This is a genomic window from Clostridium estertheticum (genome assembly GCF_018861295.1).
Classification (GTDB): Bacteria; Bacillota; Clostridia; order Clostridiales; family Clostridiaceae; genus Clostridium_AD; species Clostridium_AD estertheticum_D.
This window is the reverse complement of sequence record NZ_JAHLDM010000004.1, coordinates 124937-150226: the sequence shown is the minus strand read 5'-3', so window position 1 is coordinate 150226 and position 25290 is coordinate 124937. Positions and strand designations below refer to the sequence as shown.

25 protein-coding genes and 2 pseudogenes are annotated in these 25290 nt (G+C 32.0%); 22 read left to right on the top strand and 5 right to left on the bottom strand.

The annotated features are described in order from the left end of the window. The first annotated feature begins 25 nt into the window (after window positions 1-25). Window positions 26-1858, top strand: coding sequence for a DUF2264 domain-containing protein (locus KPL54_RS06440; protein ID WP_253203366.1), 1833 nt, complete (start codon window positions 26-28; stop codon window positions 1856-1858). Between the two features lie 11 nt (window positions 1859-1869). Then, window positions 1870-2697: a discoidin domain-containing protein gene (locus KPL54_RS06435; protein ID WP_216105790.1), complete on the top strand. Its 828-nt coding sequence runs from the start codon at window positions 1870-1872 to the stop codon at window positions 2695-2697. 18 nt (window positions 2698-2715) lie between these two features. On the opposite strand, the gene KPL54_RS06430 is transcribed toward KPL54_RS06435, so the two are convergent. Then, window positions 2716-3267, bottom strand: a complete 552-nt coding sequence (locus KPL54_RS06430; protein ID WP_216105789.1) for a biotin transporter BioY — start codon at window positions 3265-3267, stop codon at window positions 2716-2718. Between the two features lie 15 nt (window positions 3268-3282). Then, window positions 3283-4239, bottom strand: a complete 957-nt coding sequence (gene bioB / locus KPL54_RS06425) for a biotin synthase BioB (protein WP_216105788.1) — start codon at window positions 4237-4239, stop codon at window positions 3283-3285. Between the two features lie 322 nt (window positions 4240-4561). Between bioB and thiS the strand changes: the two genes are divergently transcribed. From thiS to KPL54_RS06375, 10 genes are all read left to right on the top strand, one after another. After that, window positions 4562-4759, top strand: coding sequence for a sulfur carrier protein ThiS (gene thiS, locus KPL54_RS06420; protein ID WP_216105787.1), 198 nt, complete (start codon window positions 4562-4564; stop codon window positions 4757-4759). A 1-nt stretch (window position 4760) separates the two neighbouring features. Next, complete coding sequence (gene thiF / locus KPL54_RS06415) at window positions 4761-5570, top strand: sulfur carrier protein ThiS adenylyltransferase ThiF (protein ID WP_216105786.1); 810 nt, start codon at window positions 4761-4763, stop codon at window positions 5568-5570. Between the two features lie 33 nt (window positions 5571-5603). Next, the gene (locus KPL54_RS06410) at window positions 5604-6380 is read left to right on the top strand and encodes a thiazole synthase (RefSeq protein ID WP_216105785.1); all 777 of its coding nucleotides are present in this window, start codon (window positions 5604-5606) and stop codon (window positions 6378-6380) included. 13 nt (window positions 6381-6393) lie between these two features. Continuing rightward, window positions 6394-7551, top strand: a complete 1158-nt coding sequence (gene thiH, locus KPL54_RS06405) for a 2-iminoacetate synthase ThiH (RefSeq protein WP_216105784.1) — start codon at window positions 6394-6396, stop codon at window positions 7549-7551. Beyond that, complete coding sequence (locus KPL54_RS06400) at window positions 7544-8140, top strand: thiamine phosphate synthase (protein ID WP_216105783.1); 597 nt, start codon at window positions 7544-7546, stop codon at window positions 8138-8140. The genes thiH and KPL54_RS06400 overlap by 8 nt, the downstream gene beginning before the upstream one ends. 104 nt (window positions 8141-8244) lie before the next feature. Then, on the top strand, window positions 8245-9117 hold the full coding sequence (locus KPL54_RS06395; protein WP_216105782.1) for a DUF1002 domain-containing protein: 873 nt from the start codon (window positions 8245-8247) through the stop codon (window positions 9115-9117). Window positions 9118-9270: 153 nt separating this feature from the next. Beyond that, window positions 9271-9975 (top strand): response regulator transcription factor, encoded by a 705-nt coding sequence (locus KPL54_RS06390; RefSeq protein WP_216105781.1) that lies wholly within the window; start codon window positions 9271-9273, stop codon window positions 9973-9975. A gap of 103 nt (window positions 9976-10078) precedes the next feature. Continuing rightward, on the top strand, window positions 10079-10999 hold the full coding sequence (locus KPL54_RS06385) for an ATP-binding cassette domain-containing protein (protein ID WP_216105780.1): 921 nt from the start codon (window positions 10079-10081) through the stop codon (window positions 10997-10999). Then, on the top strand, window positions 10992-11732 hold the full coding sequence (locus KPL54_RS06380; RefSeq protein WP_216105779.1) for an ABC transporter permease: 741 nt from the start codon (window positions 10992-10994) through the stop codon (window positions 11730-11732). The genes KPL54_RS06385 and KPL54_RS06380 overlap by 8 nt, the downstream gene beginning before the upstream one ends. Before the next feature lie 41 nt (window positions 11733-11773). Next, window positions 11774-12709: a sensor histidine kinase gene (locus tag KPL54_RS06375; RefSeq protein WP_216105778.1), complete on the top strand. Its 936-nt coding sequence runs from the start codon at window positions 11774-11776 to the stop codon at window positions 12707-12709. 48 nt (window positions 12710-12757) lie between these two features. Here KPL54_RS06375 and KPL54_RS06370 read toward each other — a convergent pair whose 3' ends face one another. Next, entirely contained in the window at window positions 12758-14137 is a 1380-nt protein-coding gene (locus tag KPL54_RS06370) for an APC family permease (protein WP_216105777.1), read from the bottom strand. Between the two features lie 339 nt (window positions 14138-14476). Between KPL54_RS06370 and KPL54_RS06365 the strand changes: the two genes are divergently transcribed. From KPL54_RS06365 to KPL54_RS06335, 7 genes and pseudogenes are all read left to right on the top strand, one after another. Then, a complete protein-coding gene (locus tag KPL54_RS06365; protein ID WP_216105776.1) occupies window positions 14477-15568 on the top strand; it encodes an aldo/keto reductase in 1092 nt (363 codons plus the stop codon). A gap of 158 nt (window positions 15569-15726) precedes the next feature. After that, window positions 15727-15990 carry an energy-coupling factor transporter transmembrane component T gene (locus KPL54_RS06360; protein ID WP_253203365.1) on the top strand — a complete coding sequence of 88 codons (264 nt, stop codon included), beginning with the start codon at window positions 15727-15729 and terminating at the stop codon, window positions 15988-15990. Between the two features lie 35 nt (window positions 15991-16025). Then, entirely contained in the window at window positions 16026-16751 is a 726-nt protein-coding gene (locus tag KPL54_RS06355) for an energy-coupling factor ABC transporter ATP-binding protein (protein ID WP_216105775.1), read from the top strand. Between the two features lie 58 nt (window positions 16752-16809). Continuing rightward, on the top strand, window positions 16810-18084 hold the full coding sequence (gene larC / locus KPL54_RS06350) for a nickel pincer cofactor biosynthesis protein LarC (protein ID WP_216105774.1): 1275 nt from the start codon (window positions 16810-16812) through the stop codon (window positions 18082-18084). Window positions 18085-18117: 33 nt separating this feature from the next. After that, complete coding sequence (gene larE / locus KPL54_RS06345; RefSeq protein WP_216105773.1) at window positions 18118-18942, top strand: ATP-dependent sacrificial sulfur transferase LarE; 825 nt, start codon at window positions 18118-18120, stop codon at window positions 18940-18942. Between the two features lie 2 nt (window positions 18943-18944). Then, window positions 18945-19391: pseudogene (larB, locus tag KPL54_RS06340) on the top strand (nickel pincer cofactor biosynthesis protein LarB); the annotation flags it as partial. A gap of 39 nt (window positions 19392-19430) precedes the next feature. Further along, window positions 19431-20555, top strand: a complete 1125-nt coding sequence (locus KPL54_RS06335) for an aldo/keto reductase (protein ID WP_216105772.1) — start codon at window positions 19431-19433, stop codon at window positions 20553-20555. Between the two features lie 679 nt (window positions 20556-21234). Here the strand turns inward: KPL54_RS06335 and KPL54_RS06330 are convergent. Both KPL54_RS06330 and KPL54_RS06325 read right to left on the bottom strand, forming a co-directional pair. Next, a complete protein-coding gene (locus tag KPL54_RS06330) occupies window positions 21235-22128 on the bottom strand; it encodes a permease (RefSeq protein WP_216105771.1) in 894 nt (297 codons plus the stop codon). Further along, entirely contained in the window at window positions 22121-23161 is a 1041-nt protein-coding gene (locus KPL54_RS06325; RefSeq protein WP_216105770.1) for a DUF362 domain-containing protein, read from the bottom strand. The genes KPL54_RS06330 and KPL54_RS06325 overlap by 8 nt, the downstream gene beginning before the upstream one ends. A 333-nt stretch (window positions 23162-23494) precedes the next feature. Between KPL54_RS06325 and KPL54_RS06320 the strand changes: the two genes are divergently transcribed. The 3 genes and pseudogenes from KPL54_RS06320 to KPL54_RS06310 all read left to right on the top strand — a co-directional run bounded on the left by KPL54_RS06320 (window position 23495) and on the right by KPL54_RS06310 (window position 24872). Further along, complete coding sequence (locus tag KPL54_RS06320; protein WP_216105769.1) at window positions 23495-23914, top strand: MerR family transcriptional regulator; 420 nt, start codon at window positions 23495-23497, stop codon at window positions 23912-23914. A gap of 362 nt (window positions 23915-24276) precedes the next feature. Next, window positions 24277-24375: pseudogene (locus KPL54_RS06315) on the top strand (sugar O-acetyltransferase); the annotation flags it as partial. A 113-nt stretch (window positions 24376-24488) separates the two neighbouring features. Continuing rightward, window positions 24489-24872: a cyclophilin-like fold protein gene (locus KPL54_RS06310; protein WP_216105768.1), complete on the top strand. Its 384-nt coding sequence runs from the start codon at window positions 24489-24491 to the stop codon at window positions 24870-24872. The last annotated feature ends 418 nt before the right edge of the window (window positions 24873-25290 follow it).

Here is a 25290-nt window from a genome sequence, read left to right as displayed (position 1 = left end):
ATTTTTTAATCAAGGGGTTGAATGCATGAGTAAAATAAATATGTATAATGAAAATATTAAACATAATCCACTTAAAACTAAAGAGGATCTTAGAAAAGCACTATATGATATATGTAATCCTCTTATACCACTACTAAAGGAGCAAAAACCTGGACATTTATGTTTGGGTACTAGTGGATCGGTTTATGATGAAAATGCAAGAGAAGTCGAGGCTTTTTTAAGACCTTTATGGGGAATAGGACCTCTTGTTACAACTAAGTCTGAAGAGAGTACAAAGTTATCAAAATATTTTGTAGAAGGTCTAATAGAAGGAACTGATCCTAAAAGCAAATCTTACTTTGGAAAAGTTCATGACTATGACCAGTTATTAGTTGAAATGGCGTCAGTTTCTTTATCTTTAATTTTAGCTAAGGACACCTTTTGGGATGTTTTAAATAAAGATCAACAAGATAATTTATATAATTGGTTGATTCAAATTAATGATCACGTAATCCCTAAGACAAATTGGTTATTCTTTAGAGTGCTTGTAAATATTGCAATGAAAAAATGTGGGAGAGAGTGGTCAAAACAATCAGTTTTAGATGATCTTGATAGTATAGATTCTTATTATTTAGATGATGGTTGGTATTTTGATGGTTACGCGTCTCAAATTGATTATTATATTCCTTTTGCTATGCATTTTTATGGCTTGATTTATGCTAAAACCATGGAGACTGAAGATCCAAAGAGATCAATCCTATACAAAGAACGTGCAAGTGTTTTTGCACAGGAGTATAAAGAGTGGTTTTCGGCAGATGGACCATCTATACCTTTTGGAAGAAGTTTAACTTATAGGTTTGCCCAATCAGCTTTCTGGTCTGCTTTAGCTTATGCAGATGTAGAAGCCTTGAACTGGGGAGTTATAAAAGGGATTGTTATGAGGAATTTAAGATACTGGTTTAGAAGTGATATCTTCTCTTTAGATGGTCTTTTGACTATAGGTTATGGGTATCAGAATTTAAACATGGCAGAAGGTTATAATGCACCAGGTTCACCTTATTGGGCGTTAAAAACATTTTTAGTTTTAGCAATTCCGGGTGGTCATGCATTTTGGACATCTGAGGAAGAAGATTTAGTTTTTACACAAAATAGTGTACAACCTAGTCCAAGAATGATAGTTTGCCACGATAAATCTGGTAGTGAAGTCCAAGCATTTACTTCTGGGCAGCATTCAAGTGAGCATGCTCATGGAGATGCTAAGTATGAAAAATTTGTATACTCAACAACATTCGGTTTTAGTGTACCTAAAGGTGGATTATCATTAAAGCAAGGGGCCTTTGATAGTTGCTTAGCCTTGGCTGAGTGTGATGGACATTATAGATCACGTTTTGGCTGTGAAAGTTATAAAATAAATCAAGATTACATTGAATCAGTTTGGAAACCTTGGAATGATGTTGAAATAAAAACTTTTATTGTTCCTTTAACCCCATGGCATATTAGAATACATGTTATTAATACTAATCGTATATTAGATACTGCAGAGGGTGCTTTTTCTGCGCCGGCAGGGGTTGGCACGTCATATTGCTTTAAGGATAAGATCTTTTATAAGTTCGGTAACAAAGTTACTGGTATTGTTGATTATAATGGAGATCGAAAGGTCGAAATAATTACACCTGAACCAAATACAAACCTTCTATATCCGCGTACAGTTATACCAACATTAACAAGTAGAATTAATACAGGAAAACATATTTTAGTTTCTGCTATTATAGGTGATGTAAATGTTAAAAATGATTTTAAATGTGATCAAAATCCTATTGTAGAAATTAAAGAAAATTGTATTACTATCTTGTTTAATGGAAAAGAAATAGTGTTATAAGGAGAATAATTATGGATGGAACAAATATAAATGAGTTAAAAATAGAGATAAGAGATAAATTCAATGATACCATAAGTGAAATAACTGGAAATGAGGCAGTTTCAATTGTTTATGCACAAAGTTATAAAGTGGGTGATAAAATTTGTTTTGCAAACTCATCTGAAAATAAATATCTGATTATTAAAATAGACGATGAATTAGATGAGGCCCTAATATATTTAACTTCAAATACATTGGAATTTCAGATACCATTTGGTGAGGATGCTAAGGCATATTCTGAGAATACTTTTAATGGCAGAGAACATAATATTAGTGTACGTATAGCTAAAAATGAGGAGATATACACATATAGGGATATAGCGAAAAATGTAATTGATCAGCGGGGGGATACAACATATTACCCTCATTCAACAGCTAATGTAGAGACAAGAAATGAAGCAGTATTCGCAGCTAGGAATGTAATTGATGGACAAATATCTAATAAGGGACATGGTATCTGGCCTTATGAGTCTTGGGGAACTTGGCAAAGAGAAGATGCGCAAATCATGGTTAACTTTGGGAGAGAAGTAGAGGTGGATAAAATAGCTTTGTACTTAAGAGCTGATTTTCCACATGATACTTATTGGAAGTCTTTGAAAATAGAATTTTCAGATGGTACAAGCAAAATAGCAGAAACAATAAAAACTAGTGATGCTCAATATATAAGGTTTAATAAAAAGACTATAAGATGGATTAAATTACTGGATTTTAGAAAGTTTGATGAACTAACTGATTTTGCAGCATTAACGGAAGTTTGTGTATATGGTAATGATATTCAAAAAAGACAGAGAAGAATATAATCTCTGTCTCTGTTTTATTTATTCTGTTAATCCAGCACTTATAAGTCTCTTTTTAATTTGAGGTCCAATCAATGATGCAATTACCATTTTTACTATGTCCCCAGGAATAAATGGAATAACTCCAACTGCTAAGGATGCATTAAATGTCATATTTAACTGATAGGCTAGCCATGCTGTTCCAAATATATATGTAGAAATTGTACCCAAGATCATCCCGAGGAAACACATATAAATTTTAGTTGAAAATTTGTCAATGAAAAATCCACTAATAAATGCCATAAAAATAAATCCAATTAGATATCCACCTGTTGGTCCAAATAATTTAGTGAATCCTCCAGAAAATCCTGAAAATACGGGTAGTCCTACAAGGCCTATAAAAAGATAAACTATATAACTAAGGGTTCCTCTTTTTTGTCCTAGTACATATACTGAAAAATAAATTGCAAGATTAGTTAATGAAATTGGTACTATTCCAATAGGCAGTGATAGAGGGCCTAATATACAAATAACCGCTGCCATAACCCCAATCAATGTTAAGTGATGAATATTAATTTTCTTTGCATTTTCCATAACTTAAGTCTCCTTCTATTTTTGAATATCAAAACCAAGCGCTGTAAGCATAATTTTATCTTGATCAGTATTATTTCCCACAGTAGTTAACATATCACCAGTAAGTGTTGCATTGGCACCAGATAGGAAGAGTTTTGAGCCTCCATCTGCAAAATAAGTTCTGCCAGCTGCCATACGAATATAAGAAGTTGGATTTAAATAACGAAAAATTGCTATTGTCCTTAAAATATCGACCTCAGAAATTCTCTCTAAATTGCCAAATGGAGTACCTTTTATTGGCATTAATACATTGATTGGAATTGATATAATTCCAAGTTCTGATAAACTAATAGCCATATCAATTCTATCTTCCCATGTTTCACCCATTCCTATAATTCCACCTGAACAAACTTTAAGTCCTGATTTCTGAGCAAGTTTAATTTCTTTGATTTTATCTTCATATGAATGAGTAGTGCAGATATTATGAAAGTTCCTTTTAGAAGTTTCAATATTTTCATGATACATTGTAACGCCAGCTTCTTTTAAGCGTATAAATTCTTCTCCTGTCAAAAAACCATGGGATGCACACAAGTTAATTTTACATTCTTCATGCATCTTTTTATAGGCTTCTATTGCTTTATCAAAATCGTGGCCAGTTAAGGATCTTCCGGCTGTAACAATAGAGTAGCGATGTACGCCATTTGCCTCATTTTTTTTACAATCTTCTAATATTACATCTGGGTTTAAAAAATCATATTCTTCAATGCTTGTATTATGATGAGCAGACTGAGCACAGAATTTACAGTTTTCACTACATTTTCCGCTACGTCCATTAATAATTGTACAAAGATCTACTTTTTCTCCACATAATTTTTCGCGAATGCTATTAGCTCCTGAGCAAAGTTCTTTTAAATTTGTTGTTAATAAAAATTCCAAATTATCATCTCTTTTTAAACGCTTTCCATTAATAATTTCTTTAGCTAGTTTTTCCATACAAGTTTACCCCCATAATTTTAAAAATAAATTTAAATTTAGTATAAAATTTATCCAATGAAATGTCAACCTATATTTTAAATGCGGTTTACAATTACTTTGGGAATATAAAGATACTTAAGGACATTTCAGAAGTTATAAGTGACTTAACTATTTTTTAAGTATTGCAGAGAAAGCAAAAAAACTATATTGACATTATATAATTATGTTGTTACAATGTGTTAAAGAGTGATGACTAAGGTCACACGAAGGGGTACACCACCACGGGTGTAGTTCTTTGTGTGACCTTTTTTGTTGTATACAAATTTCGGGGGGTGGAATTATGATATACATAAATGGCAATGAAATAAGCAATGCAAATAATTTGAGGTTATCTGATTATCTAGTACGAGAAGGTTATAAAATTTCTTGTGTTGCAGTTGAATGCAATGGTTCTATTGTGCCAAAAACTCAATATGAAGAAAAAATATTAACTGATTGTGATGTTATTGAAGTTGTAAGTTTTGTAGGAGGGGGCTGATTTGAATATAAGAATTAATGGTAAACCAGTAACAACTAATTGTTTAACTCTTCATGATTTGCGTTTAGAGCATTATGATTATGAAAAAAATATAATAACTATTTTGAATGGATTTCAAACCTTTGATGACTATAAGATTAGTGAAAATGATGAAGTAAGTTTTATTGAAAAAGGTAAAATGCCATCACAAGATGAATTCGAAAGCTTGATGTGCGCAAGACATACTCCACATGTATTTGAAAAAGTTAAAGCTGCAAAGGTTGCAATTGCTGGTCTTGGAGGTCTTGGTTCTAATATAGCAATAAGTTTAGCAAGAACAGGAGTAGGTCATTTACATTTAATTGATTTTGATATTGTAGAACCCAGCAACTTAAATCGTCAGCAATACAAAATTAAACATCTTGGACTATATAAAACAGAATCATTAAAAAATGAAATTTATGAAATAAATCCATTTATTAAAGTAACTATTGATACTGTTTTAGTTACACGAGAAAATGTTCAAGCATTATTTGAAAATGATGACATTATTTGTGAAGCTTTTGATAATCCCAAAGCTAAGGCTCTACTTGTAAATACTATTCTTGAATGTTATCCACTAAAGAAAATTGTAGCAGCTTCAGGAATGGCGGGGTATGAAAGTAGTAATACAATAATAACAAAAAAAATAGCAAATAATTTTTATTTGTGTGGTGATGGGAAAAATGGAGCTATGGTAGGGCGAGGGCTAATGGCTCCACGTGTAACAATTTGCGCAGGTCATCAGTCAAATATGGTTTTAAGATTAATACTCGGAATAGAAGAAATATAAATTTAACAGTAAGAAAATAAAGGAGAAGAAAACATGGAAAATAATACGGATAAACTTATTATAGGTGGACATGAATTTAGTTCGCGATTTATATTAGGATCTGGAAAATATTCACTTGATCTAATAAATGCAGCGGTTGAAAATGCTGGTGCACAGATTATTACGTTAGCATTACGTCGTGCTAATTTGGGCGGTAGCGCTAATATTTTAGATTATATACCTAAAAATGTTACATTACTTCCAAATACATCAGGGGCTCGTAATGCGCAGGAAGCAGTTCGTATTGCACGTCTAGCTCGAGAGATTGGATGTGGAGATTTTATTAAAATTGAAGTTATCCGTGATTCAAAATATTTGCTGCCAGATAATTATGAAACATTAAAAGCTACTGAAATTCTTGCAAAAGAAGGATTTATAGTAATGCCTTATATGTATCCAGATCTAAATGTTGCAAGAGATATGGTAAATGCAGGAGCTGCAGCTATTATGCCACTTGCGGCACCTATTGGATCAAACAAAGGATTGTGTACACGTGATTTTATTAAAATTTTAGTTGATGAAATTGAACTTCCAATTATTGTAGATGCAGGAATTGGGAGGCCTTCTCAGGCTTGCGAGGCTATGGAAATGGGAGCTAGCGCTATTATGGTTAATACTGCAATTGCCTCGGCCGGTAATATCCCAGCTATGGCTGATGCTTTTAAGAAGGCAATAATTGCTGGAAGAGGCGCATATCTTTCAGGGATTGGTAGTGTAATTTATAATGGTGCCTGCGCTTCATCACCATTAACTGGATTTGTTGAAGATTAAGGAGGGGTTTTAAATGGAACAACGTGTTGATCATATGAAATATATGGAAGGTATGGAGGTGATTGAATCTAATGTTATGGATCAGGTTATCTCAAAAATGCAATCATACGATTCTGAAAGATATACAGCTCATAATGTGCTTATGGCTCTTAAGAAAGATGTATTAGATATTGAAGACTTTGCAGCTTTATTATCGCCGCAAGCGTTACCTTTTCTTGAGGACATGGCTAAGCGTGCTAAAGTAGAAACACATAAGCATTTTGGTAATTCAGTTTATATGTTTACTCCAATTTATATTTCTAATTATTGTGAAAATTATTGTATTTATTGTGGTTTTAACTGCTATAACAAAATTAAGCGTGCGAGACTTAATGCAGGTGAAATAGAAAAAGAAATGCAAAGTATTTCGAGTACTGGATTACAAGAAATATTAATTCTTACTGGTGAAAGTCGTAGTATGTCTGATGTTTCGTATATTGGTGAAGCTTGTAAAATAGCTAGAAAATATTTTAAGGTGGTTGGTCTTGAAGTATATCCAATGAACTCAGATGAATATGCATACGTACATAAATGTGGTGCAGATTTTGTTACTGTATTCCAGGAAACTTATAATTCAGATAAATATGAAACATTACATTTAGAGGGACACAAACGTGTTTTTCCTTATCGGTTTAACGCACAAGAAAGGGCATTAAAAGGTGGGATGCGCGGTGTTGGATTTGCTGCGCTTCTGGGACTAGATGATTTTCGAAAGGATGCTTTAGCAACAGGACTTCATGCATACCTTCTTCAACGTAAATATCCACATGCTGAAATTGCTCTTTCATGTCCAAGATTATGTCCAATAATTAATAATGACAAAATTAATCCAAAAGATGTACATGAGAAGCAACTGTTACAGATAATTACTGCATATAGAATATTTTTGCCTTTTGCAAACATTACTATATCAACTCGTGAACGTGCTGGTTTTCGTGATAATGTAATTGGACTTGCAGCAACTAAAATTTCAGCTGGAGTTTCAGTTGGAATAGGTGGTCATAGTGCTAAAGATGAGGCTAAAGGTGATGAACAATTTGAGATTTCGGACCCCCGTACAGTATCAGAAATATCTGATGTAATTAAGGATCATGGTCTTCAATCAGTTATGAGTGATTATATATATGTATAAAGTGCTTGCAATTACCAATCGTCATCTTTGTAATAATGACTTTTTACAGCAGATACAAGCAATATGTTCATTGAATGAAAAAAACACAATGATTAAGTCGGTGAGTATAGTACTTAGAGAAAAAGATTTATCTGAAAATGATTATAAGGATTTAGCAACTAAGGTATTAGAAATATGTAAAGAAAATAATACAGAGTGTATATTACACACTTATTATAAAGTAGCTAGAGAACTTAATTGTAAAAAGATTCATCTGCCTTTACATGTTTTAAAATCTAAGCCGGATATATGCAAAGAATTTAATGAAGTTGGAGTGTCTATCCACTCAGTAAATGAAGCACTAGAAGCTGTTAATTTAGGTGCAACTTATATTATAGCAGGACATATATTTGCGACTAACTGTAAAAAAGACGTTCCACCAAGAGGCCTAAACTTTTTATCATCAGTCTGTAGCTCCATAAATATTCCTGTTTATGCTATTGGGGGCATTTTGCCTGCAAATGCTCAAAAAGCTATTAATGCAGGTGCAGATGGTGTTTGTATTATGTCAGGGTTAATGACCTGCGAAAATCCTAGGGTATTTATATAAAAAGCAAATATTCACATTAAAATAATTCAATATTAGTATAATTTGGGTTATAATATATCTAAGTCATAACAATAAAATAATGTGAAATATGGAGGTCTTTTTAAATGAATAAAAAATTAGTCTTAGGTGTAATTTTAACAGCAGCAAGTTTGTTTGTAACACCTATAAATAATGTATACGCTGATTCATATAAAAGTGTTACTATAGGGGCTGATTTGTCGAATCAACAGAAACAAAACATGCTAAAGTATTTTAATGTAGATAGTAATAGTGCAAGTGTTGTTGAAGTTACGTCTACTGAGGAAAAGAAATATCTAGGAGATACTGTATCTAAAGGTCAATTAGGCAATAAGTCGATATCATGTTCATATATTGAGCCAACAACTACCGGTGGTTTAGTGGTGAATACACATAATGTAACTTGGGTAAATGCTAGTATGATAAAGAATGCTCTAATTACAGCAGGAATTGAGAATGCTAATGTTAAAGTTTCTGCACCATTTACTGTATCAGGTACGGCAGCTATGACTGGTATATTAAAGGGATTTGAAAATAGTAAAGACGGTAAGAAATTAGATGAAAATACAAAAAAAACAGCTAATGAAGAGGTTGCAGTTACAGGCAAATTAGGTGAAAAAATTGGACAAGATAAAGCTTCCGGATTAATAAATGAAGTAAAGAGTGAAGTTATAAAAGATAAACCTAAGGATGAGGAAGGCATAAAGAAAATAGTAAATAATGTAACGGATAATTACAATTACAAGTTGTCTAAGGATGATGTAAATAATATTGTTGGCTTAATGACAAATGTAAATAAATTAAACTTGGATTACAATAAAGTAAAAGGACAACTTGAGGGCGTAGCTAGTACAATGAAAAATACATTACAAAGTGATAAAACTAAAAGTTGGTTCGCGGGTGTGTGTGCTTCTATTGGAAATTTCTTTAAAGGAATAGCAAGTAGCTTAAAATCATAAATGAGATGAGGGTGGGAGGTATAAGTTAATGGGTGAATTCCATCTATGTAGTGAATTTCACCCATAATGCTTCGCCTCCATCAGTAAAACTCACAACTAATTAATAAATTAGTTGTGGTTTTTTTTATACTATTATTTATAATGGGGTGGAATATGGATAAAAGAGCTAAGATTTTAGTAGTTGAAGATGAAAATGATATTAATAAATTACTTTGTACTATGCTTGAGAATAAGAGATATAGAACTAGAGCAGCTTTTTCGGGAACAGAAGCTTTAATGTGTGTAAAAAACGAATGGTGGGATATGATTTTATTAGATTTGATGATTCCGGGGATTAGTGGAGAAGAGGTTATAGTAAAAATTAGAGAAATAACAAAAGCTCCGATAATTGTAATAAGTGCAAAAACATCCCAAAAGACTAAGGTAGAATTATTAGAAAAAGGAGCCGATGATTTTATTTGTAAGCCTTTTGATCTAGATGAAGTGGTTGCAAGAGTTAATTCTAATTTGAGAAGGTATTTAGAATTTTCTGCCAATGAAAAAAAGAAAAATAGAGATAATATTTTGTCTTATAAAGATATCAGTTTAAATATAGAAAGTAAAGAAGTAAAAGTGGGACAAAATATAGTTGCGTTAACTGCAAAAGAATTTGCATTGCTAAAATTATTATTAACTAATCCAAATAAGGTATACAGTAAATCTAATATTTTTGAAAGTATATGGGGAGAAGAATTTTCAGGTGATGATAATACTGTAAATGTACATGTGAGTAGATTAAGAAAAAAGCTGTCTATTGCAAATAATAGTCAAGATTATATAGAAACAATTTGGGCAATGGGGTATAAACTAAGAAAGTAGTAAAATGACCATTAAGAAGATTTAAGACTTTTGAAAGACTTTAGTAAAGTTTTCTTATGAAACATAAGTTATGATAAAAGTATGATTCATAAGGAGGTAAAAAATGAGTGGATATGTAATTAGAGCTAGCAATATTACAAAAACATATGGTAAGTACGAAGTTTTAGATGATTTGTCCATAAATATAAAAAAAGGTGATATATATGGTGTTATAGGAAAAAATGGTGCTGGAAAAACAACTATGATTAGAGTGCTTACAGGTCTTGTTATACCTAATAATGGACAAGTTGAACTGTTTGGACATAGTGAGGAGAAAGAGATTATTAAGGAAAGAAGTAGAATTGGTACATTAATAGAATCGCCAGCTCTTTATCTTAACATGACTGCGGAGGAAAATCTTGAACTTGTCAAAATCCAAAGAGGAATTCCAGGAAACAAATGTATTAGTGAGACTTTAAATTTAGTAGGACTTAAGGATGTAGAGAAAAAGAAAACCAAAAATTTTTCACTAGGAATGAAGCAAAGACTAGGAATTGCTATGGCGTTATTAAGTGAGCCAGAATTTTTGGTTTTAGATGAGCCTATGAATGGATTAGATCCAATTGGAATAAAAGAAATAAGAGAGCTTTTACTTAAATTAAATAAAGAAAGAGGAACAACTATTTTAATATCAAGTCATATGTTATCTGAACTTACTCACATTTCAAATAGATATGCTTTTATAGATAATGGGAAATTAATTGAAGAAATGACGGCTAATGAACTTTCAAATAAATGTAGAACTTATCTTCATTTGAAAGTAAATGATTCTTCAGATGTTTCAGTTATTTTAGAAAATGAGATTGGAATAAAGGATTTTGAAGTTTTTCCAAATAATATCATAAGAATATATGATGAATTTGACGGAGAAAAGGTTACTATGGCTCTATCTAAACATAACATAGGAGTTAAAGAAATAATGCAAATGGGTGAATCTCTGGAGGATTATTTTACTAAGTTAGTTGGAGGAGAAGGGAATGAGTAATCTAATTAGAGGAGAATTTTATAAACTAAGGAAAAGTAATTATTTTATTGGAATAATGTTTTTAGCAATAGTAGCCTCATTTTTTTTAATTACTGTATGGGATAAGGATATGCAACGACTGCAGAAAGTACATTCTAATTTTCTTATGAATGGAGTATTCTCAATACAATACGGATTCGAATATATTATATATACTAGTTTTATATTTGCATTATTAGGCGGAGAATTTATTGCTAAGGATTTTAAAAATAATAATATAAGTAAAAGTTTCAGTTATGGATATACGAGAAGAAAGGTTATATTAAGTAAATTAATAGTATTTATAATTGCTTGTCTATTTTTAGAAATAATTTATACAACAATTTTAGTTACATATGTTTCAATAAATTATGGATTTTGTGAAGTATTAAATTTAAGTGTTATTTTATATTTAACCAGAGTAGTTATTATTGGAATAATGTATAGTGCGGCCACAATATGTATAATAGCTATGATTGCTATAACAACAAAGAGTGCTCTTTGTACATTTGCTTCACCAGTTATATTCTTGTTGATTCAATTATTTTTTTCAAACATAAGTGCATATATACTTCCTTATGTTGCTGGGCGAGGGTCAATATCAAGATTTGCACCTAAAGGAGAGATTATATTTGGGATAATTTCATCACTTTTAACTTTTATTATAACAATTGGAGTGAGTATGTTATATGTAAGGCATGAAGATATTAAGTAAAAGATAAGTAAAAATTTTATTATATGAGTAGGAGAAATGAGATGTATATAGCTATTATTTCAATAATTATTTTTCTAATATTAATTTCAACAGTAGCGCTTATTAAGTTATATTTATATAAAAGAGAAATAGGAGCTATAACCAAGCAAATCAAAAATTTTAGAGTGCGAGAAACCAATAAAAAAGTTAATATTGAAATAGATGATAAATATATAGAAGACTTAGCTTTTGAAATTAATGAGTATTTAGAACTTTATAGAAGAAGTGAACAAGAAAAAGTAATGTTCGAAAACACATTAAAACAAGGGATAGCTAATATGTCTCATGATTTAAGGACCCCATTAACATCAATAATAGGATATTTGAAACTTCTTAAGCAGAATGCTATAGATAAAGAAGAGGCATTAGTGATAATTGAAAATAAAACTAATAATTTAAATGTGCTTATTAATGATTTTTTTGAGTTAGCTTCAATAGAAAGTGAAGATTATGAATTAGAGATGACAAAAGTAAATTTAACTAATATAGTGCGTGACGAAATTTTATCACTTTATGAATCTTTTGAGAGCAAAGGGATAGAACCTAAAATAAGCATTTCGGATAAACCAATTTTCATAATGGGGGATAAGGATAGCCTAGCGAGAATAATAGATAACTTGCTTTCTAATACATTAAAATACGCGGTGAAAGATATTGAAATCAAATTAGAAGAATATAATGATAAAGTTATATTTTCTATTTCAAATAAATGTGTAGGCATTGATGAAAAAGATGTATTACATATGTTTGATAGATTCTATATGGCAGATAAGGTGAGAATGGGAAAAGGTGTAGGACTGGGACTGTCTATTGTAAAAAGTTTAATGGAAAAGATGAATGGAGTTGTAAGATCAAAGCTTGAAGAAAATACAATTTCTATAATATGTGAATGGAAGTGCATAAAAAAAAATATATATTGTAAGTATCGGTTCGATTAAATCAGTAAAACCCACAACACACTAATTGGTTGTGGGTTTTCTTATGTTTTAGCTTAACTGATTTTTTGAAGTTAAGATTTGTTTTTTTGAAAACAAAACTCCGATAGCCATTATAATTGCAAATACAATTAGATATGCAACGACTGATATTCTATGAGAAAAACAAGCGGCAATTATCATGAATACACATCCTGCTAATGAAATAATAGGCATTACGAATCTTTTAAATGAATTCAAATCCTTCTCTTTTTTCATCATCATAATAAAAACAGGAATATATAATGCATAAATAGTAACTATAGGTAATTCTGATGAATCAAAACAAAAGAATCCAAACCAACTTTTTGAAGGGTCTGTTAAGTTAGCACCATAGAAGTATACTAACCATATGGCACAAAGAAGTAGTCCTAGTATAGATGAATTTGTTGGCATATTAGTCTCACTATCTATTTGTTTAAATATATTTGGTTTTGGTCCAAAGCCCCTTGCTGCTAATGAATAAATACCGCGAGTACATCCGAGCATTAATCCATTTAAAGTTCCGAGGCAAGAAATAATAACAAATACAAATACTATAGTACCACCTGAAGAGGAAAATATTTTTTGAAATGCCAATTTAGCGCCTGCTTCTCCGCCATTCATCATAACTTGGTTTGTTACAGCTCCAGCTAGGCCCATATAATAAAGAATATAAACAACCATAATTATAAAAGTACCTCCAACAAGAGCAAGTGGAAGATTTTTTTTTGCATCTTTTAGTTCAGCATTGATACTTGTAGCAATAATCCAACCCTCATATGCAAAGGCGGTTGCAACAACTGCTGTAAATAATGCATTTGCAGTATTTACTTTTTTCACTACTGTTGTAAAATTAATCATAGTCATACCGCTATGAATACCTACGATTGTCCCAATTATAGCCATTAAAATCAGTGGGATTAGTTTTATAACAGTTGTGCTAACTAGAAATTTACCAGATAAAACTGGTGATAATGCATTTAAAGCAAAGCTACCTATCAAATATAGACAGGCAATAGTCATACACTCCCCACCTGTAATTGGAAATCCCAATAATACACAGGTATATCTAGCTGAAACCCATGCTAAAACTGATGTCATTGTTGGATAGTAAATTAGTGCCATAAACCAGCCAACATAATATCCATATTTCTCACCCATAGTAGCTTCTGCATAATCTACTATACCATTTACTTTCTCGTATTTAGTTGCCATTACAGCAAAAGTATAAGCACAAGAAATCATAATAATACCGCCAATAACCCAAGCCAAAATACCTAGTGTAAGATTACCCCCGGTTGCAGTTAATACTTTTTCTGCCTTGAAAAAAACGCCACTACCTATAACGATACCGACAACCATGGCTATAGCAGTAATAAGGCCGTACTTCTTTTCTAATTTCACTTCCATAATTAAACAAATCCTTTCAAAAAAATATAGTTTTTAACAAATTCCTTATATCGTTACATTTTACAGTTTTATAAGGATAAAATCAATAGTAAGTGGGTTGCTTCGCATGACACTAGGGCAATTGTGACCTAGAAAAAATATTAAATATAATGTGTTGAATTTTCTTGTAAAAAAGAACCTCTTGACTTAAAGCTAACTTTAAGTGGTATGCTTGTTGTAAATACTAAGCAACAAATAATAACATAAAAAGGCTATATTCAGTAATGTGGCAAATACTAAAAAAATTAAAGAATTATTAAATAATGAATGAAGCATTGACTTCTGAAAGGGGAAATTTAAATGGAATATAGAGAATTACCTCATGGTGGAGGAAAAGTAAGTACAATAGGAATAGGTGCGGGTAGCTTAAGCGAAGCATCTCCACAGCAGGTGCGTAAAATAATAGAGTATGGTATGCAGCAGGGAATCAATCTTATGGATACAGTTATGTATGATTCTAGTGCACAGCCAGCTATTGCGGCTGCATTAGAAGGACAAAGGGATAAGATGGTAATGCAGATTCACCTTGGCGCCTATTATCCTCATGGACAGTATGTGCGTACACGAGACCTAAAGCAGTTGCAGAAAGGTTTTGAACAGGAACTAAAAAGTTATCACACTGATTATGCAGATATAGGTATGATTCATTGTGTGGATGAAATAGAGGATTTAGAAAATATTATACATGGCGGCATTTTGGATTATGCTGTAAAATTGAAACAGAATGGTATAATTCGTCAGTTGGCAGTTTCTTCTCATTCTCCAAAAGCATGTTTGAAGCTTTTAGAAACAGGAAAGATTGATATATTTATGCTCAGTCTTAACGCTGCCTATGATTTTGAACCATTTGGTGAAAAATTGACGTTATCAGATACAAGAATGAAACTTTATCAGGAATGTTCTAAGCGTGGTGTTGGAATAACAGTTATGAAACCTTATGGCGGAGGGCAATTACTGAATGATAGTACTTCTCCAATTGGAAGAAAAATGTCAATATATCAATGTATACAATATGCACTTGATCGTCCAGCTGTTTTATCCTGTTTGCCAGGAGTGCGTAATCTACAAGATTTAAAAGATGTTCTTAAGTATTATGATTTAGCGCAAAATGAAAAGGACTATTCATTTATAGGCGCTATGCAACGACAGGACATACAAGGGAGTTGTATTTATTGCAATCATTGCCAACCATGTCCACAAGAAATTAATATCGGTTTGGTAAATAAATATCTTGATTTGGCAAAGGTAGGAGATAAATTGGCAAGAGACCATTATGAGAAGTTGAGTCACCATGCATCAGATTGTATAGAATGTGGTGCATGTGAAAAGAATTGTCCATTTCATGTGGAAGTAAGAAAAAAGATGAAGGAAGCTGTAGAATTTTTTCAATAGTTTAGTTATATCTCAGAATGCACCTGAAAATGGGTGCATTTTTGCTTATTAAAGAATTTATTAAAGCGTTTAGTGAGTACCTTTGACGGTATATATATTGCAGTAACGTATTACTTATTGGTTTTAATAAATAAATTTCATAAGTAAAAGGGCTTGACTTGGAGTGCACTCCAAGTGGTAGGCTATATATAACATCACTTAAAATAATTGGTATAACTCCTAATAAATATAATTCTCTCACAGGAATTATTGGAAATTTATTCATAAAGTCTTATAAAATGAGTGAAGAGATGTTTCATGCTATGGAATGTAGAGGTTTCGTAGGAGAATATACTACAAAAGCAAATTTAAAATTAAAGAAAGTAGACTATGTATATTTTATAATAAGTATACTCTTGGTTAGTTTATTTATATACTTATAATAAAATTATATCTAAAAAAATAAGGAGAATTATTGATGATAAAATTAGAGGATATTTCATTTACATACAAGAATAAAATAGCTCTTGATAATGTAAATGTCCATATAAAAGAAGGAGAATCTATAGCTATTATAGGTCCAAATGGAAGCGGGAAGTCAACCGTGTTAAAACTATTAAATGGCATTATTTTTTCAAGCCAAGGTAAATATATGTTTGATAACAATGAAATAAATGAACATACATTAAAGGATACTAAGGTCTTAAAACTATTTCATAAAAAATTAGGATTTGTATTTCAAAATTCTGATGCTCAACTATTTTGTTCTACTGTCTTTGAAGAACTGGCATTTGGACTTATGCAAATGGAAATACCAGAGGAAGAGGTAAATAAAAGAGTAAGAGATTGCCTTAATCTACTTAATATAGATAAGTTAAAAGATGAACATCCGTATAATTTAAGCGGAGGAGAAAAGAAGAGAGTTGCAATTGCTAGTGTTTTAGCTATGAATCCAGACGTAATAACTTTAGATGAACCAATGAATGGGATAGATCCAAAAGGAAAAAAATTCTTAAAAGAATTACTAATTGATTTAAATAAATGCGGCAAAACTATAATTTGTGCAACACATGATTTTGAATATATAGAAGCCGTTTTTGATAGAGCTATAGTATTTTCAGAAGATCACAAAATAATAAGAGACGATAAATATGAAAAAATTATAAATGATTTAGATTTTTTAAGAAAATATAACATTATATAATTTTAAACATTGGACAAGATAACATCTAAAATTTAAATAGTTAGAAGGAGTGATAAACATGAAGATTTTATATTACGATTGTTTTTGTGGAATAAGTGGCGATATGAATTTAGCGGCACTTATAGATTTAGGAGTTCCTAAAGAAAATTTAGTGGAGGGACTTTCAAAAATAAACTTAAATTCTGAATATGAAATAAAAATTGAAAAATCTGAGAAACTTGGAATAACAGGAACCAGGGTAGACGTCATATTAAAAGATAAATTAGATGATGAGATACATATTTCAGATAAAGATTTACATGGGCATAACCATGAACACAATCATCATAATGGCGATGAAGAGCATCATCATGAAAATAACCATAGTCACGAACATCATCATAGAAACTTGAAGGATATAGAGGGAATAATAAATTCAAGTGATTTAAGTGATAAGGTTAAAAAACTTAGTTTAGATATGTTTATGAAGGTTGCGAAAGCTGAAGCAAAGGTTCATGGAAAACCCTTATATGAAGTACATTTTCATGAGGTAGGAGCTATTGATTCAATTGTAGATATTGTAGGAGCAGCTATTTGTTTAGACTACTTAAATGTTGATAAAATTATTGCATCGCCAGTTCAAGTTGGAGGAGGATTTGTTAAATGTGCTCATGGTCTTATGCCAGTACCAGCTCCTGCAACAGTAGAAATCTTAAAGAATATTCCTATAAATGCCGGAATAGTACAATTTGAAACGACTACTCCTACTGGGGCAGCAATACTCGCGGCAAACGTTGAAGAATTTACTCGAAATGTTGATTTTTCAATTAAGAAGATAGCATATGGAATAGGCCATAGAGATTTAGAAATTCCAAATGTCTTAAGAGTATATTTAGGTGAAAAGGAAAGTCCTGAAAAAGTAGGAGAGCATTATATACTTGAAACTAATATAGATGATATGAATCCAGAACTTTATGGATATGTAGAAGAAAAACTTTTTGAAGCAGGAGTCTTAGATGTATTTAAAACACCCATATTTATGAAAAAGGGAAGACCGGGGATAAAATTAAGTGTGTTAACTAATGAAAAAGTTGAAAAGGATGCTTTGGATGTTATTTTTGAAGAAACTACATCTATTGGTGTTAGAAAATATAAAGTTGGAAAAATAATGCTTAATAGAGATTTTTCAAAAGTAAAAACAGAGTATGGAGATTTTACAATAAAGAAATCTTATTATAAAGGGAAGCTATTGAAATACAAACCAGAATATGAAGAATGCAAGACTATAGCAAAAGAAAAAAATATATCTATAGATAAGATATATAAGGCAATTTACAAACAAGATGTAAAATAAAATTATGTATTATGGTGAGAGGCGGAAAGATAAATGATAAACAATGAAAAGTATAATGAATTAATAAAATATATCAAAGGTTTAGGAAAAGTAGTTTTAGCATTTTCAGGTGGAGTAGATAGTACTTTTTTACTTAAAGCAGCAAAAGAAGCTCTTGGGGATAATGTAAAAGCAGTAACAATTATGTCTCCATATATTCCAAAGTGGGAAATAGCAGAAGCGAAGGAATTAGCTAAAAAATTAGGAGTGCAGCATGAAATTATTGAGGCTCCCATTATTGATTCAATTAAATTTAATCCAGAAGATAGATGTTATCATTGTAAAACTGCAGTGTTTGGCATGATATTAGCTTTTGCTAAGAAGCAAGATTATAACTGTGTAATAGATGGAACTAACTTTGATGATATAAGCGATTATAGGCCAGGTCTTAAAGCATTAAAAGAATTAGAAATAAAAAGTCCACTTTTAGAATGCAAAGTAACTAAAGCAGAAATAAGAGCTTTTTCCAAAGAATTAGGACTTAATACTTGGGATAAGCCAGCATACGCTTGTCTTTTAACAAGAATACCTTATGGAAATGAATTAAAAGTAGAAGATTTTGAGAAGATTGAAAATGCAGAAAAATATATGATGAGCATAGGGTTTAGAGCCATTAGAGTAAGATGTCATGGAGATTTAGCAAGGGTTGAAGTAAGTAAAAATGACAGAAGTAAATTATTTGATGAAGCGCTTTTAGACACCATTGCTAAAAAGATAAAAGAATGTGGTTTTAAATATGTTACTTTAGACATGCAAGGATATAGAGTAGGGAGCTTCAATGAAACTATAATGAAAAATTTAGATGAACAAAATAAATAAAAAATAAACTTGGACGAACAATAACTATTAATAGAAAGGGAGAAACCATTACAGAGAGTTATATAGCGATTGTTGCAGCTGGTACTTCTGACTTGCCTGTTGTAGAAGAAGCATTTGAAACTGCTAGAATATTAGGAAACAAAGCTATCAAAATAATAGATGTAGGTGTTGCAGGTATACATAGACTTTTCTCAACATTAGATGTTATTCGCGGAGCTAAAGTTGTTATAGTGATTGCTGGAATGGAAGGAGCTTTAGCTAGCGTTGTGGGAGGACTTGTAGATAAACCTGTAATAGCAGTTCCAACTAGTGTTGGATATGGAGCAAGCTTTGGAGGGATTGCAGCTTTGGTATCTATGTTAAATAGTTGCGCCAGTGATGTTAGTGTAGTAAATATAGATAATGGATTTGGTGCAGCATATAATGCTAGCATAATTAATAAGCTATGAATTAAATATGATTAATAGAAAAATTTGGAGGTCGTAAAAATGAAAAACAGTGCAAAAAAATTAGGATTTGGATTTATGAGACTGCCACTTATAAGCCCGGAAGATCAGAAAAGTGTCGATTATGAGCAGGCAAAAAAGATGGTAGATGTCTTTATGGAAAGAGGATTTACATATTTTGATACAGCATATCTGTATCATTCATTTATCAGTGAAAATGTATTGCAGGAAGTTTTGGTTAAGAGATATCCTAGAGATTCCTTCACGGTTGCTACTAAGATGCCAATGTTCATGGTAAAAACAGAAGATGACTTGGAGCGCTTATTTAATGAGCAGCTTACAAAGTGTGGCGTAGAATATTTTGATTACTACCTGTTGCATAATATTGCAGGACAGTCCTATGATCTTGCAGAAAAAGTCCATGCATTTGAATTTATTCAGAAGAAGAAAGAAGAAGGAAAGATCAAAAATATCGGTTTTTCTATGCATGATTCTGCAGATCATTTAGATGGAATATTGACAAAACATCCAGAAGTAGATTTTGTTCAGATTCAGTTGAATTATCTCGATTGGGAAAACCAGGGTATCCAGTCAAGGAAATGTTATGAAGTAGCAAAGTTACATGGTAAGCCAGTAATCGTAATGGAACCAGTGAAAGGCGGTACTTTGGCGAATGTGCCTGACGCAGCAGCAGAGATTATGAAAGGATATCATCCAGATATGTCCATTCCTTCCTGGGCTATCCGTTTTGCAGCGAGTCTTGACAATGTCATGCTTGTATTAAGCGGAATGTCAAACATGGATCAGCTTTTAGATAATACCGGATACATGCAGGATTTCAAACCATTGGATGAGAAAGAGCATGAAGTTGTAAACCAGGTTGTTGATATCGTTAATGAATCTATTTCCATTCCTTGCACGGCATGTCGTTACTGTGTAGATGGATGCCCAAAGAAGATTGCAATTCCTGATTATTTCGCATTGTATAATGCTGAAAAACAGGATACAAAGGGAGGATTTAAATCTCAGAGTATCTATTACACGAGCCTGACAGAGCGTAACGGAAAAGCTTCTGACTGTATTAAGTGTAAAAAATGCGAAAAGATCTGTCCACAGCATCTGCCAATCACAGATTACTTAGAAGATGTCAAAGGCATGTTTGAATAAAATGATATGGTATGTAAAAAGTAATTTAAAGCAATTTTAACTTTTAAAACCCAGTAGATGGAAGCTAATTCTGATCTACTGGGTTTATTTTATAATTTATATCAATGCTTTACGATCTAACTATTTATTTCACAAATGATTTATTACTTAGAAAAAAATTTCAATATAGCCAGATAAATATGAACAATTAAATACTGTTAACATTCGAAAAAAGGTTACACCACTTAAAATTACACCAGTAATTAATAAAAGCGAAGAAATTAATATATACAAATGAATTTCTTTATAATATAAATTTTTAGATATAGTACCTACTCTAACTATTTCAAGGCATTTTCTACTGGTAATTACAAGAACTATTACTATAATAATCGATATGATATTAATTAATCCCAACATTATAGTCATTTCCCCTTCCAAAGTTATGTTAGATTTATAATATATTGTTATTGCGATATCTATTATTAATTCATGTTAATGTAAATTATTCATAGATGTGACGCACTATTTTTTTGCTTGTATATCTTTGTTGTATATATCCTATCACTTAAAGTTAACTATAAGTCAAGCAGTTTTCTGAAATAAAATAAATCCGATTCAGGCACATAACTATGACCACATCGGATTCTTCTATTCAAAATATTAACTTTTTATCCAACAATCTTAGTAGTATTGTAAATCAAACAATCAATACACCGATTGCAAATGCAAACACCATAATGAATAAAATGTAAATCAAGAAATGTCGCCAACCAAGAACTGTTTTCAACGCACCAAGATTTGTAATTTTTGTGGCAGGACCTGTAATCATAAAGGTTGTTGCTGCACCAGGACTCATGCCTGAATCCAACCATTCCATTAAAAGCGGTATAGTACCACCACCGCATACATATAAAGGAATCCCAACAGTTGCTGCCATAAGTACACCGAAGCCGTGATGGTTTCCAAACAAATTTGCAAACGTATCTGACGGTACATACCGAGCAAACAATATAGATAAAACAATACCCAAAAGAAAATATCCGCCTGTTGCCTTTATGTTACGTCCTATATTTCTTAAAATACGTATAAAGATATTGGAGGCAGTATCGTGGTTGGATAGCGAACCAAATCCATCAAAATTGAAGAATTTTTCTTCTTTAAAAAAGAAGTGTACCAATATTCCTGCAATTATTCCACACAATACACAAGATGCAATCCTAATCACTAACATCTTTCCACCCAATGCCAAAGTGTAAAGAATCAACTGAGGATTCAAAAGCATAGAGCTCATAATAAACGCTGCAAGCCAATCATCTCGCATACCCTTTTGTGAGAAAGATGCTGCTATGGGAATGGTGCCATACATACACAATGGAGACGCAATTCCTAATAAACTAGCTGGAATCACACCTAAAATACCTAGTTTTCTATTTGCTATAGATGCAAACAATGTATGGATTTTATCTTTTCCAAATACTGAAATGATAGAACCTAACACAATACCAATCACCCAATATCTAAAAATCTGTTCAAACTGAATGGCAAAATAGTACCATAAATAAACGGCTTCGCGATGTATAATACTATTCATCGATATTTTTCAATTGATAGGTTTGAGAGCCCATACCTAATTCTACCGCATGGTCTAAAATCAAGGTACCATTACGAGATTCCATACGTTTAACTAAGTCTTTTCCATGCGGATCAGCATAGACTAAATCTACGCAAGCACGATCTAATGCAACCGGATCATAAGATGATAAGATACCGATATCTCCCAGTGTTGGTTTAGCTGGATTAGAGTCGCAGTCACAATCTACAGATAGATTGTTCATAACACTGATATACACCATTCTGCCTTTTTTATCTTGCATAACTGCACCAGCAGCTTCCGCCATAGATTCTAAGAAATCATTTTGGTCACCAGGCGAGAAACTCTTATCAGTGCCACCGCCAGAATGAATATACATTTTACCACTTCTAGATGCAATGCCTATTGAGATGTTTTTTAAAGCACCACCGAATCCACCCATAGCATGACCTTTAAAGTGAGATAATACTAAGATAGAATCATAATTTTGCAGATGCGAACCTACAGTGTCTTTTTTCAAATGAATACTACCAGGAACTGGGGCTAATTCTTTAGTGCCTTCTTCATCCATAATATCTACATCTGCGATTGTATTGAAACCATGATCTTCAATGGTTTGTCGATGGGCTGCTGTTGCAGAACGGGAACCGCCATAGGCAGTATTAGACTCAATGATAGTGCCATCTACAGCATGTACCAAATCGCCGATTAATTCCGGATGCAAATAATAATTGCCACCAGCTTCGCCTGTAGAAAGTTTTACACCTACATTACCTTGTGGTTTCCAATCAAGTGCTTTATAAATTTTCATTAAGCTCGCAGTACTTATAACTTTTGTCATATATACAGCAGAAGCATTTTTAGTAGAAGTTCCATTTTCTGCAACATTACCACTAGTATGAGTACCATTGCCTCCATCACTGATTGTGGGTGTTTTAGTTGTTGATACTGGTGTTGCTGTTTTACCACAACCAACTAATACGACAGCTATCATAGCTATGCTAAGCAAAATATTAAAAATTTTTCTTTTCATTGTTATTTGTCTCCTTTCAAAAAACATGCTTGTTATATTTTAATGGTTACCAGTGTATTAACTATAAACCATTAAGTCAACATGAGGTCAAGCACTATATTCTATTCATGACACGCATTCTTTCGTAAAAACTTTATATAAAAGATTTGCCAATATCATAAGCCTGTTGCATAGCAGGTGTATTAGGTTTCAGGCATCGCAAGCATCTGAATTCAACGTAAAAATGTTTGTTGAGAGCCAAGATTAACTTGACATGGTACTTTTAATATGCTATTTTTTAATAAAATAACTTAAAGTTAACTTTAAGTTATCGTAAAAAGGAGTGTGCCAAACATGAAATATTCTATTGGAAAGGTTGCAAAAAAATTCAATTTATCATCTTCAACTTTGAGATACTACGATAAGGAAGGTCTGTTTCCTAATTTGGAACGTTCAGAATCCGGTATCCGCTCTTTTTCAGATATTGATCTGGGATCACTAAAAATTATTGAATGTTTAAAAAATACGGGAATGCCTATTAAAGATATTAAGGTATTCATAGACTGGTGCGGAGAGGGAGATGCAACACTGCGTGAACGCTATGAGATGTTTATTGAGAGAAAAACAATTATGGATGAACAGATAGCATCATTGAATAAAACACTTGAAGTTATAGATTATAAATGCTGGTACTATAAGACAGCTCTTGAGGCAGGTACAGAAAAGATACATGACAAAGAAAACAAGCAAGGTACCGAAGAAGTAATATCTTAACCGATGTTTATAATGATGGAGGCGGTCATCTAATGACGGCTTTTTTGATTGCATGCAAACTATTTTACGATCCTCTTTAAGATGAAAATTGAAACTACCACATCTGATGAAAATAATAATTAAACAAATGATACTGCAAAAAATAATTTTGGAAAGAAACATTGACTTAAAGTTAACTTTAAGTTGTATAATTATATCGAACTCAATAATCTAAGTTTAACATAAATAATATTTTAAATAAATGTATATTAATGATTTGTTAGCACACTTAAATCGAGGTGAAGCGGTTTAGAGTGGTTCGGAATTACACCAGGTAATGATAGACGCCTCTCAGGAAGCACTACAATTGGTGACGGTGCTATGCCGCTGGTGCAGTTGTGACCAAGGATGTACCTGCAAATGTTATTGTAGGTGGTGTTCCTGCGAAAATTATTAAGAAAATTGAAACCAGTCAGGAGTAATTCTGTTGTTTTCATCTTATTGTAGATTATATGGCGATGATTGATTTGTGGCAATGTATTGTGTATCGTAGCAAAATGCTATTATTTTAGTTTACACAGAAAGGATATTAAACATGAAAAAAGCAATTTCGATGCTATGTTTGATTATTACGGTTGGGAACAAGGTATTTCCGGCAAAGTTTTATGATAATCAAACGACGCAGGCGTTAGTTAAACAATTTCCGCTCACAGTTGATATGAGCGAACTAAACGGCAATGAAAAATACTATTATTTATCGAATACGCTTCCTACAGTTTCTAAGCAACCGGGAAAAATTCATGCCGGAGATATAATGCTTTACGGAGATAGCTGTCTGGTGGCGTTCTATAAAACCTTCTCAAGTTCTTATCAATATACCAGTCTCGGATATATTGAGGATGCGGTCAGCTTTGTACAAGTTGCTGGTGATGGTAATATTAAGGTTACTTTTGATTTGGCGAAACATGAAAAAACTTAAGGAGAATAAATTGGTGTAGTAAACGTATATTGTTCCAAATGCCGGGCAGGGTGATTTTTATGATTGTAAAGATCTCATTTCGTTCGATAAACCCACGGAGTTTTTCAATAAATACCTGAATAAAAAACAAGAAAACATGTGTTCTAAAAAAACTGAAATAGTAAATAATGTAAGCAATGAACGGTGTGAACAGGTAACGAATGATGAATACAATAAACTGAAATAAATCATAATGAGTAGATAGACCACCGATTAAGTAGAATAAGTTCTTGATTAGTGGTTTTCTGTTTGAGATAAATTTAAAAGTCCATATTGCACATCATTGTTTTATTATAAAATCTGAAGTTGCGGAAATGTCATGTACGGCAAGATAAAGTATATAAAAGTTAACTTTAGGTTATTGTAAAAAGGAGTGAGC

What these genes read in the sequence shown, in the direction of transcription:
- KPL54_RS06440 (WP_253203366.1), top strand. Translation starts at nt 26, where the DNA reads ATGAGTAAAATAAATATGTATAATGAAAATATTAAACATAATCCACTT.
- KPL54_RS06435 (WP_216105790.1), top strand. Translation starts at nt 1,870, where the DNA reads ATGGATGGAACAAATATAAATGAGTTAAAAATAGAGATAAGAGATAAA.
- KPL54_RS06430 (WP_216105789.1), bottom strand. Translation starts at nt 3,267, where the DNA reads ATGGAAAATGCAAAGAAAATTAATATTCATCACTTAACATTGATTGGG.
- bioB (WP_216105788.1), bottom strand. Translation starts at nt 4,239, where the DNA reads ATGGAAAAACTAGCTAAAGAAATTATTAATGGAAAGCGTTTAAAAAGA.
- thiS (WP_216105787.1), top strand. Translation starts at nt 4,562, where the DNA reads ATGATATACATAAATGGCAATGAAATAAGCAATGCAAATAATTTGAGG.
- KPL54_RS06410 (WP_216105785.1), top strand. Translation starts at nt 5,604, where the DNA reads ATGGAAAATAATACGGATAAACTTATTATAGGTGGACATGAATTTAGT.
- thiH (WP_216105784.1), top strand. Translation starts at nt 6,394, where the DNA reads ATGGAACAACGTGTTGATCATATGAAATATATGGAAGGTATGGAGGTG.
- KPL54_RS06400 (WP_216105783.1), top strand. Translation starts at nt 7,544, where the DNA reads ATGTATAAAGTGCTTGCAATTACCAATCGTCATCTTTGTAATAATGAC.
- KPL54_RS06395 (WP_216105782.1), top strand. Translation starts at nt 8,245, where the DNA reads ATGAATAAAAAATTAGTCTTAGGTGTAATTTTAACAGCAGCAAGTTTG.
- KPL54_RS06390 (WP_216105781.1), top strand. Translation starts at nt 9,271, where the DNA reads ATGGATAAAAGAGCTAAGATTTTAGTAGTTGAAGATGAAAATGATATT.
- KPL54_RS06385 (WP_216105780.1), top strand. Translation starts at nt 10,079, where the DNA reads ATGAGTGGATATGTAATTAGAGCTAGCAATATTACAAAAACATATGGT.
- KPL54_RS06380 (WP_216105779.1), top strand. Translation starts at nt 10,992, where the DNA reads ATGAGTAATCTAATTAGAGGAGAATTTTATAAACTAAGGAAAAGTAAT.
- KPL54_RS06375 (WP_216105778.1), top strand. Translation starts at nt 11,774, where the DNA reads ATGTATATAGCTATTATTTCAATAATTATTTTTCTAATATTAATTTCA.
- KPL54_RS06370 (WP_216105777.1), bottom strand. Translation starts at nt 14,137, where the DNA reads ATGGAAGTGAAATTAGAAAAGAAGTACGGCCTTATTACTGCTATAGCC.
- KPL54_RS06365 (WP_216105776.1), top strand. Translation starts at nt 14,477, where the DNA reads ATGGAATATAGAGAATTACCTCATGGTGGAGGAAAAGTAAGTACAATA.
- KPL54_RS06355 (WP_216105775.1), top strand. Translation starts at nt 16,026, where the DNA reads ATGATAAAATTAGAGGATATTTCATTTACATACAAGAATAAAATAGCT.
- larC (WP_216105774.1), top strand. Translation starts at nt 16,810, where the DNA reads ATGAAGATTTTATATTACGATTGTTTTTGTGGAATAAGTGGCGATATG.
- larE (WP_216105773.1), top strand. Translation starts at nt 18,118, where the DNA reads ATGATAAACAATGAAAAGTATAATGAATTAATAAAATATATCAAAGGT.
- KPL54_RS06335 (WP_216105772.1), top strand. Translation starts at nt 19,431, where the DNA reads ATGAAAAACAGTGCAAAAAAATTAGGATTTGGATTTATGAGACTGCCA.
- KPL54_RS06330 (WP_216105771.1), bottom strand. Translation starts at nt 22,128, where the DNA reads ATGAATAGTATTATACATCGCGAAGCCGTTTATTTATGGTACTATTTT.
- KPL54_RS06325 (WP_216105770.1), bottom strand. Translation starts at nt 23,161, where the DNA reads ATGAAAAGAAAAATTTTTAATATTTTGCTTAGCATAGCTATGATAGCT.
- KPL54_RS06320 (WP_216105769.1), top strand. Translation starts at nt 23,495, where the DNA reads ATGAAATATTCTATTGGAAAGGTTGCAAAAAAATTCAATTTATCATCT.
- KPL54_RS06310 (WP_216105768.1), top strand. Translation starts at nt 24,489, where the DNA reads ATGAAAAAAGCAATTTCGATGCTATGTTTGATTATTACGGTTGGGAAC.